The sequence below is a fragment of the Shewanella marisflavi genome (genome assembly GCF_002215585.1).
In the GTDB taxonomy this organism is placed as follows: domain Bacteria; phylum Pseudomonadota; class Gammaproteobacteria; order Enterobacterales; family Shewanellaceae; genus Shewanella; species Shewanella marisflavi.
The window spans coordinates 1514859-1530650 of sequence record NZ_CP022272.1 but is presented as its reverse complement, the minus strand read 5'-3'; the positions used below and the strand labels follow the sequence as shown (position 1 = coordinate 1530650).

8 protein-coding genes are annotated in these 15792 nt (G+C 49.7%); 6 read left to right on the top strand and 2 right to left on the bottom strand.

Annotated features, from left to right (window positions below; translation table 11 throughout):
• Positions 1-73 precede the first annotated feature (73 nt).
• Positions 74-2368, bottom strand: coding sequence for a Fe(2+) transporter permease subunit FeoB (gene feoB / locus CFF01_RS06700; RefSeq protein ID WP_088904292.1), 2295 nt, complete (start codon positions 2366-2368; stop codon positions 74-76).
• Positions 2361-2600, bottom strand: coding sequence for a FeoA family protein (locus CFF01_RS06695; RefSeq protein WP_011866315.1), 240 nt, complete (start codon positions 2598-2600; stop codon positions 2361-2363). Before CFF01_RS06695 ends, feoB begins: the two co-directional genes overlap by 8 nt.
• Before the next feature lie 401 nt (positions 2601-3001).
• Here CFF01_RS06695 and CFF01_RS06690 point away from each other — a divergent pair, with 401 nt between their 5' ends.
• The 6 genes from CFF01_RS06690 (at position 3002) to CFF01_RS06665 (ending at position 15635) form a co-directional block, all read left to right on the top strand.
• Complete coding sequence (locus tag CFF01_RS06690; RefSeq protein WP_408640505.1) at positions 3002-3964, top strand: DmsE family decaheme c-type cytochrome; 963 nt, start codon at positions 3002-3004, stop codon at positions 3962-3964.
• A 15-nt stretch (positions 3965-3979) separates the two neighbouring features.
• Positions 3980-6091 (top strand): MtrB/PioB family decaheme-associated outer membrane protein, encoded by a 2112-nt coding sequence (locus CFF01_RS06685; RefSeq protein ID WP_088904290.1) that lies wholly within the window; start codon positions 3980-3982, stop codon positions 6089-6091.
• A 31-nt stretch (positions 6092-6122) separates the two neighbouring features.
• On the top strand, positions 6123-8042 hold the full coding sequence (locus CFF01_RS06680) for an OmcA/MtrC family decaheme c-type cytochrome (protein ID WP_088904289.1): 1920 nt from the start codon (positions 6123-6125) through the stop codon (positions 8040-8042).
• A 75-nt stretch (positions 8043-8117) separates the two neighbouring features.
• Positions 8118-10265, top strand: coding sequence for an OmcA/MtrC family decaheme c-type cytochrome (locus CFF01_RS06675; protein WP_232479550.1), 2148 nt, complete (start codon positions 8118-8120; stop codon positions 10263-10265).
• A 466-nt stretch (positions 10266-10731) separates the two neighbouring features.
• Complete coding sequence (locus tag CFF01_RS06670; RefSeq protein WP_088904287.1) at positions 10732-13005, top strand: multiheme c-type cytochrome; 2274 nt, start codon at positions 10732-10734, stop codon at positions 13003-13005.
• 461 nt (positions 13006-13466) lie between these two features.
• Complete coding sequence (locus CFF01_RS06665) at positions 13467-15635, top strand: OmcA/MtrC family decaheme c-type cytochrome (protein ID WP_088904286.1); 2169 nt, start codon at positions 13467-13469, stop codon at positions 15633-15635.
• Positions 15636-15792: the final 157 nt, after the last annotated feature.

Below are 15792 nucleotides of genomic sequence, written 5' to 3'. Positions count from 1 at the left end.
CGCAAAAACAGAAAAGCAGCGATAAATCGCTGCTTTTCTGTTTTTAACGACTGACTTAACGCGGGTCAATTGTTTATTCAGTTACTACATTGATAACAGGAATAATCGTCTGGGCGCGCTGCCCTTTGCGCTTAAGCCAGAGGTAAAAGACCACCAAGGCCACCACAAAGAAGGCTATCCAGAGACCCGATTGCAACGGGTGAGCCGCAAAGGTCATCACCTGATAGAAGACGGTTGCAGTGCCATAGGCAAGTGCGAATGTCCAAGTCGCTGCAAAGGTCGCCCAGCGAGAGCCAAATTCGCCCACTAACGCCCCCATTGCGGCCACACATGGCGTATAAAGCAAGATGAAGAGCAAGTACGCAAATGCCGCTGTAATACCTGTAAAGCCACTCTGCAGCGCACTGAAGGTCGAGGTATCCACATCCAGCTCGCTTGAGGCAGTTTCAATACTCTCGATATCCCCTACTGACATAGATAGCGGATCTTCTGGGGCGATACCAAACAGGTTCTCAGGAATCGTTGCTAAGGCTTCACTAAAGCTTTCAGAAAATGGTGCTAAAGCCTCCTCGTCACCACCCGAAGTGGAATAGAGACTGTTTAAGGTGCCAACTACCGCCTCTTTAGCAAAGATACCTGTGATGATACCGACAGTGGCTGGCCAGTTGTCTTTCTCTATCCCCATAGGTGAGAAGAAAGGAGTCACCTTTTGACTCGCCACACTCAGCACAGATTCAGAGCTGTCTTCATGTCCAAAGCTGCCATCGACACCGATAGAGTTAACAAAGTGAAGCAGAGTAACCACAATCACAATGGTTTTACCCGCTCCTAGAATAAAGCTCTTGGTGCGCTTACCGGTTCTGGCCATCACCGCCTTAAACTTAGGCTTTTCATAGTTAGGCAGTTCCATCACTACGGCGCTGCTGCTGCCGGGTAGTAAGGTCGACCTTAGCAGTAAGCCGGTACCGATAGCCGCGAATACACCTATGATATAAAGCAAGAACACTAGGTTCTGGCCCGATTCAGGGAAGAAGGCCGCTGCAAACAGGGCGTAAACAGGCAGACGTGCACCACAAGACATAAAGGGCGCCATCATACCGGTCACGATACGCTCACGCTCACTGCCTAAGGTACGGGTCGCCATAATTGCAGGCACTGAACAACCAAAGCCGACAATCATAGGCACAAACGCCTTACCCGGCAAACCGATGCGGCGCATCAATCCGTCCACCACAAAAGCTGCGCGAGCCATATAACCCGAGCCTTCTAAGACAGACAGTGCCAAAAAGAGCGCGGCGATCACCGGAATAAAGGTGGCAACGGTTTGAATACCTTGTCCCACGCCACCAGCAACAATAGTGACTAACCACGCAGGTACGCCCACGTTACTCATAAAGGCGCCGAGATGGTCAACAAACAAGGCACCGGCCGTGATATCGAAAAAATCAATAAAAGCACTGCCCACATTAATACTGAACATGAACATCAGATACATTACGAACAGAAATACTGGGACCCCGGCGACAGGATGCAATACCAGCTTGTCTAAGCGATCACTGATGGTTTGAACATCGGCGGCTTTTACCGACTCGTTAAATACTTTCTGCACGAAATCAAAACGAGTAGTCGCTACCATGATCTCGATATCTTTGCCCTGAGCCGCAAGTTTCTCGGAGCACTGAGAAACCTCTGAAAGCATCTGGCCATTTTTACACTGACCACAGCCTAAGCCATTGCCCATCATTGCCAAGGCTCGGCCACGACTCAGTTGGCTGTCTCGCTCAAACAGCGCTTTAATTCCCGCCTCAATCTCAACATCGTAATCCAGCACCAATGGCGCCTCTGAGACCTTACCGTCGAGCAGATCCACCACCCGGGCCTGAACCTGCTTAATATCATTGACATCACGAGAACAGACGGCGATCACCGGACAGCCTAACTCTTTGGTCATCTTGGTAACATCGACCTCGATCCCCTGTGCCTTAGCCGCATCTATCTTGTTGATCACCACCACCATAGGGATACCAAGTTCACGCAGCTGCACCGTCAGGTATAGGTGACGCTCAATGTTGGTCGCATCCACTAAGTTGATGATGCCATCCATCTGCGCCTCAGCCAGATACTGCTGGGCAATTTGCTCATCGAGAGAGCAATCGCAGCTGCTGCCTGCTGGCAACAGATCGTAAATACCGGGAAGATCCGTCAACAACACCTCAGTGTCATTTAACGTAAATTGGCCAGTCTTTTTCTCAACCGTCACCCCTGACCAGTTACCCACCTGTTGGTTAGCTCCGGTTAGGGCATTAAATAGTGTTGATTTACCCGCATTTGGGTTGCCAACAGTCACACAATGAAATTGTTTAGCCATGAGCCAGCTCCACCTCTATTACCTCTGCCAAGTCCTTACGCATGCATAACTTACTGCCACGAATGGCCAACTCTAATCCCGAGCCAAGTGGGGCACGTCGTAATAATGTCAAAGAGGTGTTGGGGGTGATCCCCATAGATAAAAGCTTGCGTTTCACCACCGCAGGCAGGCTAATTTGGCCAACCTCGGAGATCACTGCACTGTCGCCAGGCTTTAATTCGCTTAATTTCATATTGCAACTCTACCTTTTCAGGTCTCGATAAATCTGAACTACACCAGATTCTAACGGAGCAAGGCTTCCAATAACTTTATCTAGATCAATATTTATGATTGGAAACGATAATAATTTTCAATTGTATTTTATATTATGTGACAGATATCTCAATGAGAAAACGAGATAATTAAATGAGAATCATTTTCACCAACAAGGGCATTCTACGTCCCTACCTCACCCCAACAACGTGATCAAGATCACATATAATGCTAATTCGTTCTAAAACATCACTTTTACAGAACAATTATCGATACAAAAGTTACACATTCGTCACAAATCACACCTATTATTTAGAATTGGTAAATTAGCAATCTTTAAAGATAACAACTAAAAACTTTTCTGTGCTTGGATGGATGATGATGAAAAAGGAATCTAACTGGCTGCTTGCGTTCAAGCTAGCGGCTCTAATCGTACTATACCCACTCCTCAGTGTGTCGATTCAGGCAACCCCTTGGGACAAAATGCCCGCCGAAGAGGTTGAGCAAATCCTCGACACTAAGTTTGCCGAGGGACAATACTCTCCCAAAGGCGCCGATAGCTGCCTTATGTGCCACAGAAAAAGCCAAGAGGTAATGGCCCTTTTCGATGGCGTACATGGCGATCCTCAAGTAAAAGGCTCTCCCATGGCAGATCTCCAATGTGAAGCCTGTCACGGCCCTATGGGCAAACATAACCGTGGCGGCAAAGAGCCCATGATTACCTTTGGTGCCCAATCTCCTGTGCCCGCTGCAAAACAAAATAGCGTCTGTATGAGTTGCCATAACGACGACAAGCGTATGGCTTGGAACGGTAACCATCATGATAACGCCGATGTGGCCTGTAGTGATTGTCATCAGGTACATACAGGTCATGACCCTATTAGCGATAAGGCCCAGGAAGTTGCCGTCTGCACCAGCTGTCATACCCAACAGAAGGCCGACTTACACAAGCGCAGCAGCCACCCACTCAAATGGCAGCAGATGGTCTGTAGCGACTGCCACAATCCCCATGGTGGATTGGGTGATGCAGGCTTAAAACAGATGAGCGTTAACGAGAACTGTTATGCCTGCCACACCGAAAAACGTGGTCCTAAACTATGGGAGCACGCACCGGTAAGCGATAACTGCGCTAACTGTCATAACCCCCACGGCACAGTCAACGAGGCGATGTTAATCGCCAAGCCACCGCAACTTTGTCAACAGTGTCATGCCAGCGATGGCCATGCCGCTAACCCCGTATTTGCCAACAGTCCAAACGCCTTTAATGCGGGACAAAGCTGCATGAACTGTCATGGCCAGGTGCATGGTTCTAACCACCCGTCAGGCAAACTTCTGCAACGTTAATGAGGGAGCATAGCGATGATTAAACAAGATGGATCTCAAAGACTCCCATGGCGTTTAAGCCTGTTGGCCTTAGCTGTGATCAGCAGCTATGCCGGCGCACAAGGATATGGGCTTGCCTCGGCCAACCGTGACAAAGTCAAACTTGATGCCTGGGAATGTAAACGTTGTGAAGTCCCTAAGGGTACAACGGGAATGATAGGGGCAGGAATTGCCTACAATGATGGCGGTGATAGCCGTTTCGGCAATACAACAGGGACTGACCAAGATGGCGCCGTAGCAAGCCTTGAAGCGGATCTTGCTCACAAGACAGATTCGAGCTACCAAACTCACTTCGAAGCCAATCGTTTAGGCTATGATGCCGGCTCAGCCTCTTTAACCACGGGGCGCAAAGGCCAGTATGAAATACAAGCAGCCTATCGAGGCTTTGCCCGCTACGACAATAATAGCGCCCTAACCCCTTACCGCCGCGATGGCCAGACATGGCAATTGCCTATTGAGTGGCAAAGCGCTGCAACCACAGATCAGATGACAAGCCTGTCATCCAGCCTCAGCCCTGCAGAGCTTAAGATCACCCGGGACCGCTATCGTATCGATGCTAACTATACTGGTGACTTCTATGAAGTTGCTCTTGGCTATCAACATGAAGAGCGCCAGGGCAATCGCCGCGCCAGTGTTAATCTGCTTACCAATAGCACCTTATTGGCCGAGCGTATCGAAGATAAAAACGATCGCGTCAATGCCAAACTTTACTTTCGTGGCGATCACTGGCTCACGGGCATAGACGCCGAAGTCAGCCAATATCAAAACGACTTGAGTGCTCTGCACTGGCAATCGGCCTTCAGCCCCACCTTCGGTGCCGCCTATTTTGGCCAAAATGCCGTAGCCCCTGACAACAAAGCTTATCGCGTCGCAGGTCATAGCCAATTTTCCGCTGAGGGCCAACAGGTCATTATGCATCTGGGCTTTACTCGTATGACACAAGATCAGGCGTTCTTACCTGCCACCATCAATGGCCCCTCGCCTGCGTTACCAGCGACGGACCTAGCAGGCCAAGTGGATTTGATAGAGATGAAACTAAAGTATCACGGCAGGCTGACACCAGACTTTAGCCTCAGAGCGGGGTATGATTATCGAGACCGTGACAACAAGACGCCAATCTTCAGCTATCCACAAATTGTCACCGACAGCTACTACAGTGGCGATCGGCTCAATCCAGACTACGACCGCACACGCCAGCAGGCCAATCTAGGCGCCAAGTACAGATTCACCCGCAGCCTATATTTAGACCTGCAATATCAATATGAACACAACAATTACAACGGCCTTGATAGAGACACTCTGCAGGAGTCCGATATTGAAGCCAAGCTCCACTACCGGCTTTCTCCCCATTGGCAAGCTTGGTTAAAGGCCGAATATCGCGATCGCAACGGCAGTGAATATCATGGCATGACCGCCAGCAACAGGCCCAATAACCCTCTGCTGAGACGCAGCTACCTCGCCGATCGCGAGCACCAAGGCTATGGACTTTATGCCAGCTACAACGGCGGAGCCTATAATGTCACATTAAATCTGCATACCCGCCAAGATGATTATACCGACACCCAGATAGGCCTGACACAGGTAGACAGCCAAGGCTATGATCTGTCAGCGCAATACGCTATCAGTGAAAACCTAAACTTCAACGCCTTTGTCAACCAGGACTGGCGCGACAGCGATCAGGCTGGCAGCAATAACTACGCCGGAGCCAATTGGTTTGCAAACACAGAGGACGAGGCCACCCTCATAGGGGCAGGCATTGACTATAGCAACCTGCTTGAAAAACGCCTTAGGATAGGACTTGACTATAGCTTCAGTGATGGTCAGAGCGACACCGAAGTGAGCCAAGGGCTACACAATCCCTATGGCGACTATTACGCCACCAAACATAACATCAATGCCTTCGCAGACTTTAGCCTGAGCAATGGCTTAGGTCTGAGGTTCGATTGGATCTTCGAGCAGTACCAAGATGCTGACAGGGCCAATGACCAGCTCATGCCAGACAGCATCCCCAACGTGTTGAGTTTCGGTGACTTAAGCCACGATTACAGCGCCCACTACTTTGGAGTGACCCTGAGTTACCGTCTGTAACTCAGGTAGCACCCCGTATGCCAAGGAAGCGATGATGAAGATGAACAACCCCATTTGTTATGTAGCCCTCCTCGGGCTAATGACCCTATTATCAGCCTGTGGTGGCGATGATGGTAAACCCGGCAACCCAGGTGAACCCGGCGGCCCACCAGCCATGGTGATAGATGATCTCCATATCACCTTCGATCAGGTTGATATGGAGGGAGGCGTCGCCACGGTCAACTACCGTGTCACCAACCAAAACGATGAGCCTGTGGTGGGGGTGCCCACTGCCACCTTTATTGCCGCCCAGCTGTTACCTCAAGGCTATACCAATGCGGGTAACAGCTCACAATGGCAATATTTTACCTCTGAGAACTGCAATGCCAGCTGCCCAGGGAGCTATGTCGACCATAAAAATGGTAACTACAGCTACACCTTCAGTGCAGCCTTTGATGGCATGAACGACATAAGCTATCAGGCTGGCGCTACTCAACGTATTGTAGTGAAGATGGGCGGCGATACACTTGCCGATGGGACTTCCCTGCCCATTACCAATCAGCACTTTGACTGGCAGGCGGAAACAGACGGAACGAGTAGCGAACCCGCTTACAGCCGCAATCTGATTAAGATAGACACCTGTAACAGCTGTCACAACGATCTCGCCTTCCACAGAGGTAACTACAACCAGATTGAGACCTGTGTGACCTGTCATAATGCCGATCGTGTCAGCAATCCAGATAACATCTTCCCCCAGATGATCCACGGCAAACATTTAACCGGCTTCCCAGGTTCGCTGGCTAACTGCCAAACCTGTCACGCCCAAGATGAAAGCCTGAGCGAACAGATGAACTGGGCTCGAGTGCCAACGATGGAGACCTGTGGCTCTTGTCATACCTATATCGACTTTAAGGCTGGGGAAGGCCACCCCGCTCAACTTAACAATGCCAACTGTGTCGCCTGCCATAATGCCGACTGGACAGCCAGCGTACACAATGACGGTGGTAACGAGCAGGCACTGGCACAATTTAAGCCAGTGATCACTAAGGCGATGCGAAGCGGTGATACCGTCTCCTTTACCCTTGCACTTGAAAACCCGAGTAGTGGTGAGCGGTATACCTCCAGTGCCGACCAACTCGACTTTATATCAGACCTCCGAGTTTACGCGAACTGGGGCACAAGCTTCGACTATGCCACTCGTTCGGCACGCTCGATTCGTCTGCATGAAATAACGCCTCTCGCCGGCAGTAATGGTGCCTTCGACTATCAAGTCACTGGGCTTAGCGTGCCAGCGGGTAGCGAGATGGATAAGGGCACCTTAGCGATACAGGGACGCATCTGCGCGGCCGATGGCGTATTGGGTAGCTGCGATAACGAAGCCAACAGCCAAATCGTCATCAAATCCAGCCACAGCTTCTTTAGCAGCGAGGCGCTCAGTGATAGCGGACGTCGCGTGGTAGTGACTAATGACACCTGTGGCAGTTGTCATGGGGATCAACAACTGAACTTCCATGGTTCGCGAAATGATCTCGAAGGCCAATGTCAGCTGTGTCATAACCCTAATATGGTAGCCGAAGCCAGCGAAAATCCTTCGACGACCACTGCCGACTTTAAGCACCTGATCCACGCCATTCATAGCGGCCAGCGAGCCGGTTATGAAGCCATCAACTATCCTGGTGACATAGGCAATTGTGCCCAGTGTCATAGCGATAATGACGGTGTACTCTCGCCAGCGCTGCCACTCGACCCAGGAGTTAAACCTCTGGCCATTAGTGACGGTAGCTACACCAGCCCAACTGCGGCAATCTGTAGCGACTGTCATAGCAGCGAGACCAACAAGAATCACATGATCCAGCAAGGCGCCGTGTTTATGGGCACCCTGTCAGATGCTACCGCAGGTACTGAAAGCTGCGCGACCTGTCACAGGTTGGGCGCAGAAGCCGATGTCCTGAAAGTACACCCAATCAAATAACCCGTGGAGGCGCCAGTATCGCTGGCGCCTATCCTAACAAGCATTGATAGATAGATTAAAATGGAACGCACTATGATGGATATAAAGAGAAAGGTGAATAGATGGAGCCTCATTGCCCTAAGTTGCAGCGCGCTCCTGCTAGGTTGTGGCAGTGACGGTAAGGATGGTGAAGATGGCGCTGACGGCCCTATCGGTGTCAATATCGATGACACTCCTACCGTAATGGCAGAATTTACAGAGGCCTCGGTCGAAGATGGACAGGTAAGCGTGACCTTTAAGCTGGAAAATGCCAATGGCGTCGCCGTACTCGGCCTCACCAAAGATTATGATTTACGCTTTGGGGTCGCCCAACTCGCTAATGTCGTCGAAACTATAGATGGTCAGGAGTTTGATCGCGGCTACCAGTGGCAAGCCTACATCAATAGACTAAGACAGCCAGGCTCTTTACCTGAGGATACCTCAGGGCTTAACCCCTCCCCTCAGTACCAAGCAAACGTTGAGGCCGCAAGCAGCTGTGAAGACTGTTTCATGGATAATCTTGACGGTAGCTACACCTATAAATTTCAGCAAAATATCGCCAATGTGGCCGAACCACTGGCGATCACCTATAACGGCGACAACACTCACAGGGTGACACTGGAGCTGAAACTGCCTCAGGCAACCGCCAATGCTCACCATGACTGGCAACCATCAACAGGCGCTACCGACGGGATTCAAACCCGCAATGTGGTCAGCAAAGAAACCTGCATGAACTGCCACCAAGAGGAGAGTCTGGCGCTCCACGGCGGTCGTCGTATCGATCTGGAAAACTGCGCCAGTTGCCACACCACAACCTCTGGCGATCCAGAAAGTGGCAACAGCGTTGCATTTGCCTTCATGATACATGCCATCCATAAGGGCCAGAACAGAGTCACCAGCACCCCTGAAGGCTATGTACCCGCGCCTTATAAGATAGTGGGTTTTGGTGGCAGCCTGCACGACTATGGCAAGGTGATGTTCCCGCAAAAGCCGGCAGCCAATTGCGCAGCATGTCACGTCGAGGGCGACGGTGCCCCTAGCGATGCCGCGCTGTTTAAGGCCGATAAGTCAAACCTTGCCTGTATTGGCTGTCACACCGAAAAACCGTCGCAGAATCACTCCAGCACCAACTGTGTTGCCTGTCATAACGCGACGGATACCTACTCAGGCACAGGTAACGCCGAGAAGCGTCATGGCGATGTCCTCAAGGCTTATACGCTAGCCCAGGCCATGGGCGTCAACTTTAGCAACATAGGCTTAGACGCCGATGGTAAACTGAAGTTTGATGTGCAAGTTACCGATGCCTCAGGTAATGCAGTCGGCGCAGACTATATTGAACTGGGAACCCGAGTGGTCGTCGCTTGGGATGTCGATAAAGACTACCCAGCCTATAGCGACGCTTCCTACAGCAACCGCCGTTTCAGGTTGTCTCAAGGCACCTATGACGATACCAGCAAGACCTTTACCATTGTCGCGAACACCTTCGATATGCCACTAGATGCCACAGGTAAGACATTTGAACTCTGGTCGGCCATTGAGGTCTGCTTCAACAATGGTGGCTATGGTGTAGCTGAGGTGGTAATGACCGCGTGTAGCGATAACACCCGTTCGGTTGCTGTAAAAGAGGCGCCTTACCAATTCGTCTGGTCTGGTACTGGTGTTGACCAGAATGGGCAAACCGCCATGCGCCGTGCCATTGTCGATACGGCAAAATGTCAAACTTGCCACAACCAAGAAAATCACCACTACAATAATGGCTACAACTGTCAGACTTGTCACACCTCTGATAAAACCACACGAGGAGATGAAGGTTACCCAGGCGGTCGTAAACCAACCAGCTTCGCCTTTAAGGCGCACGAAGCCGAAGGCCATTACCTGAAATACGCAGGCGTGCAGTCGGGCACTGTACTGAAAACAGACTGTCTCACCTGTCATACCGATGGTGGCTTTGAACTTGGCCGAGTCAAAGACCGCGTCTGGCGCTATGGCGATACCACCACAGGCGTCGATATCTGGGTCTCATCCGATGCTGGTGCCTGCCTCAGCTGTCACCAGAAATACCTTAAGGACTCTGGAGCGGCCCATATCCAGACCAACGGCGGTATCTTAGATGGTATGAGTGCTGATGACGTTCGCAGCCGCTCTGCAGAGAGCTGCTCAACCTGCCACACACCAACTCAACTACTGGGTATTCATAACCCTTAACCCTCAGCTCAGAAAAGGAGGCTTTAGCCTCCTTTTCTTCACCCCGCCAACCTTTAGACAACATTCAGACAACCCCACAAATACAGATTGTGACCAAATGAAGCGCAATCGGTCATCAGCCTCCACCAATGAGTTTGTCTTAGATCAATACATAAGCTAATAAAACGCCCACTTATTAAGCTTCACTTAAGATAGCGGCCGACTTTTCACAGCATTGCTTAATTTTGAAACCGAGCTAAAAATATAACCAACTGTAATTATTGCGCTTTAACACAACTATCATTTTGTAACACTGTTAATAGATCCGCTTCACGTTTGGGCAGACGCACGCTCTCCATCTACCCCCTTTTGAGTAATATGCGCCCAAGGTGTCGCCAAGTCATTGAGGCAATAGCAATAACTCTGGCTCACCTTGTTCATACCAAAAATAAAATTGAGATCACTCTCATTCTCATGCAGGGGAAAAATGATGAAACGGTATTCAATCAGTACCGCTGTCAAAACAGCTTTCAGTGTTGGGGCCTTGTCCCTAGCGCTTGCCGGTTGTGGCGGCAGCGATGGTAAAGATGGTGAAGACGGCAAACCAGGTGAAATCGCAATCGATATCAACAGTGCAACCGCCGTACAGACCCAAATAGAAAAGGCAAGCTTTGATGAGACGTCAAAAACCTTAACCTTCGAATTCAGTCTAACCAATCCTAACGGTGTTGCCGTTACTGGATTAGAGACACTTACCGATCCACTACGCATCGCCTTTGGTCGTATGGGCACACGCAGCGAAGCCTTCACTCCCTTCAGCTTAGAAGACGGTACAGAAGTCACTGCTAGAGGCGATGGCGATGAGGAGATCTGGCTTTCTTACCGTAATGCCAGCAAAAATGGCGTACCTATGACAGGTTCTAACAACTGGCGCCCGACCCGTGACTGTCAGGAAGGTGTGACCTGTCTGGCTTATCTTGGCCAGGGAAGATATCAGGTTACTGCGCCGGAGATCATCGACACTAATGGTCTGGATTATGGCTATGACGCCAATCGCATCAATGGTATCTACCTGATCACCTATGGCGTGGGTCAGAACAAGCTTAAGAATGTCGAAGCCTACTACTGGGATCCATTAACAGAGCAGTCTGTCGCCTCGCCTAAGAAGGTGTTAGAGATGGAAACCTGTACTAACTGTCACGTAGGCCAGGACCATATTCGTCATGGCAACTATGGTAACACCGCCGATGGCTGTGGCTTCTGTCATACCGATTACACCCAATACAGCGGCTCTGGTGTTGACGGAGAAGGTAATACGGTTGAATTTAACTTTGATGGCTCAATCAAAGGCCTAGTGCATGCGGTTCACACAGGTATCACAGAAGGTGATCGCCGTGAACTGGCAAAATTCAATACTGTCATTGCTAACGCAAGCAAAAACCCAGCATTTGCATACAAGTTTGATGGTGCGGCGCTCGATAGCGAAGGCCAGCCTAAAGCCGAGCTTAACTTCCCAGCCTCAACAGCCAACTGCCAAAGCTGTCACATTAGCTACACCACAACTGAAGAGACGCTGCCAGAAGGACTTACTCCTCATGCAATGGCATGGTTTGCTGATAAGGATGCCGTTGCCTGTCAAACTTGCCACGGCGATTACCATTACGGTAACCGCACTGAGCTTGTTGGAGAAGAAACCCAGCTGGTAGGCTGTGTCGCCTGTCATAGTAGCCACGACGGTAACACCCGTGGCGGCGCCTTCCGTCATTTCGCTGGCCATGAGCAAGACAGCCGCGAAGCAGCATCACAGGCGGGTACTCTAATTGATGCCAGCTACAGTCAAATCAACTGGGATGAGGCTTCAAATACCTTAAGCTTTACCATGCACTTAACTAAGGGTGAAGAGATAGTAACTGTTGACTATACCACTGGCATGCGTCTCTATGTAAACGCCGTTGACGCGACAAAGCCTGATGCTTTCCTAGCCGGACGCACCAGTGGTTCAGTCATCGCGAATATAGATGGTAGCTACGGTGTAACGGTTAATGCTGCTAACCCAGGTTATGGCCTTCCATCTCTGGCTGATGCTATCAAGGCTGGGGCGAACATTGCCATCACTCCAAGCTTTAACACCTGTTTTGCAAACAAGAGCTCGACATTGACAGCTCTTGATAGTGAAGGTAACTGTTCAGGTGCCCTCAGCACTAATGCTGCAAAAACCGCATTTTTGACGCTAAGTGGTGACCAGGCTCCTGAACGCGCCAGCGCCGTTGATTATGATAACTGTGCAAGCTGTCACAACAACGACATGGTGGCCCGTAAAGGCGCTACCCACTACCGCAATGCAGACATTCACACTTGTGCGCAGTGTCACGAAGCTGGCGACTACAACAGCCTAATCGTTCGTGTACACGGTACCTTTGGTAAGGCTCACGGCCGCGAAGATGTTCAGTCTCTAGTGAGCAGTGCCAACTGTTCTGCTTGTCATAGTGATATGAACTTCGGTCTAGAAAATGCGCGCTCAACCCCAATGCGTTGGAACAAGGGCGATGCCAGTTTCTCTAGTCCACAAGCGGGTGTTTGTGCCTCATGCCACGTCTCATCAAGCTATGAGATCGGCGGAGGAAAAGAGGCGGCTAAATCACACATCGAAAGCATGGGTGGTGTCGTTGCGGGTAGCTACGAAGAAGCTATGCTCAACAGCGAGTCGTGCCTAACCTGCCATAGTGCAGAAAAGGTTGCCGAGTTGCATAAGCAAGACTAAAAAGCAAAGTCTGTTCTAAATCATGACAAGAGTGGAAAGCCAAGCTTTCCACTCTTTTTTTGTTTACCACACATCCCATTAACTTCAGCGAGTGACTTTCGCACAACTTCCCACACATACCTAAACAGGCTAACACGCCGCGACAAACCCGGCTCACATTGCCACAAAAATTTAACAAGACATCCTTTTAACTGGCTGACTTTCTTAAGTGAAAATGAAAATTTCACTTAAAATGCATTTTTTTACCTACCTCTAAAGAAATAGTCAGATCTCAATCACATAAGCTGACTGAAACACCTGCTAAAAAGCTGCCATTTCGATAGCCTTAGAGGTGGAAATTAATTCCACACACTAAGCGGGTGTTTTCAACGTAGAAAACAATTACAGCACTCTCTTTCAGTGCTTGTTTTTATTGAAGAACAATCAATTAGTGATGATTAAAACTATTGCAGGGAATAATCATGATGAAAAAGTTCAATGTTAATGCAGCGACAAAAGCTGTATTAGGTGCCGGACTTCTCTCTCTCGCTTTATCTGGTTGCGGCAGCGACGGTAAAGATGGCGAAGATGGCAAGCCAGGTCCTATCGCTAACCCCATTGGCGAGGTTTCACACCTAAAATCGACTATTCAATCGGCCAGCGTAGATGACGCAGGTATCCTCACCATCAACTTCAATCTATCTGACGCTAACGGCGTTGCGGTACTCGGTCTCAAACCAGCAGATATTGGTGCAGTTTCTTTTGGTCGTGTCGGCAACGAAGATGAAGTGGGCAGCACAGATCTCGAAGGCAACCCACGTGATATCTGGTTAAGCTACTTTAATAAAGATAAAGGCGATGACCACTACACTGGCTCTTCCTACTTCAAAGGTTCAGAGTGTGAAACTTGCTTAACCGATAATGGTGACGGTAGCTATACGCTAGTGTTGGATAAACCTATCGACACCTTAGGCAAGTACGACTATAAGGCAGACGTCACTAACGGCATCTACCTCGGCGTTAAGGCGAGCAATTTTGCCGGTTCGTCAATGGTTGATAACAGCTTCTTCTATTGGCAACCAAGTTCTGACACAGTTCAAGGTAAGCCTAAAGCGCTGATTGCAAATGATACTTGTCAGAGCTGTCACCGTCCTGGTCAAGATGGCGCTCTTGCCATGCATGGCGGCAAACATGTCACACTTGAGTCTTGTACCTTCTGTCATACCGACTACAACACGTACATGAAAGACGAAAAAGATGACGCTGGCAACGTGGTACGTAGCTATGAGTTTGATGGCTCAATCAAAGGTATGGCACACGCTATCCATAGCCACTCGACCTACAACGGTATCTACCCACAAAGCGCGGGTAACTGCCAAACCTGTCACCAGGCAGATGAAAGCCTGATGATGGCTGACGCCTGGAAGGCTGACTTGGATACTGCAACCTGTATGAACTGTCACAACAGCCCATACGCAGTACCAAGCTGGCACTGGGATAGTGACAACAACCAGATTGATGAAAGCAAGCAAAACTGTGTGAGCTGTCATAACGATCCAAACGGTGGTGTACGCGGTGCAGAATCGGGCCACTACCTGAAAAATGACAATGCACAATCAGCAGCTGCAAAAGTAACCTTTAACAGCATGAGCTATGATGCTGATACTAAGACAGTAACGGCTAACATGACTGTGAGCTTAGGTGATACTAAGGTGACGTTGGCACAAATCGATCCTACGCCATACAAATATGGTGGCGACACCAGTGCCATTGTATTCAACGGTGTAGTCGATGATGACTTCCTCGTGAACTACCAGAAGATAGGTTACCGCTACTTCACTGCTGGCGAAGATGGGTCTATCAATGTCACTATCGCTGATGGTGCATACAAGGTTGCCCAGGTGATGGAAACCCCTGAAGTGACTGTTGCGCTAAGCAGCCAACTGCACATCTGCTTTGACGGCAAAGGCGCATTAGCCGACTGTACAGTCACAGAAGGCGTTGCAACAAATGCTGGCCCTTATGTGCCTTCTGACACAGCCTACTTCGCTGCCGATGGTACCAAGGTTGACCAGTCTCCACGCGTACAACATGCAGACATGACAGCTTGTCAGCAGTGTCACACTACTGCGATCAAGCATCGTTTCAGTAACGACATGGATGGCTGTGCAAGCTGCCACAATGGCACACGTGACAAGAAAGGCGCAGGTTCTTCTAACCTAGCTTATATTGTTCACAGCAAGCACTATGTCTACACCCCTGAAGGCGACTTGTTCTTCAAGAAGACTGAGTGTCAGGCATGTCACGGTGACAACGGATTCTCACTTTCTAAGATAGATCCGAAAGCCGCACCTGTTGCCTTTGGTACAACTGATGGTAACCGTTTAAATGACGCTAACGAGCAGCTAGTGGTATCACCACAAGCCGCAGCATGTGTCAGCTGTCACCAAGCGCCTTATGGTCTAAGTGAAGCCACTGCTGCACACATTCAGACCAATGGTGGCTTGCTAAAGCAAGACGGTGCTCCACTCACCACCTTAGGTGTACCTGCTAGCGATTATGATAGCCTCAACCCGGCTGAAACTTGCTCTACTTGTCATAAAGACAGTCAGATCCTGGAAGCTCACGCTAACTGGGGCAGCAGTCACTAGTGACTTAGCCTTTCCCCTGATGGCTCATCTGGGGAAATTCTGATACCCAAAGGGAGGCATTGCCTCCCTTTGTTTTTAATAAAGAACAGCTAATGCTAAAATAAAAACAAAAATCGTAAAACCGTTTCATTTTGCAACATTTTTTTCATCAAATACC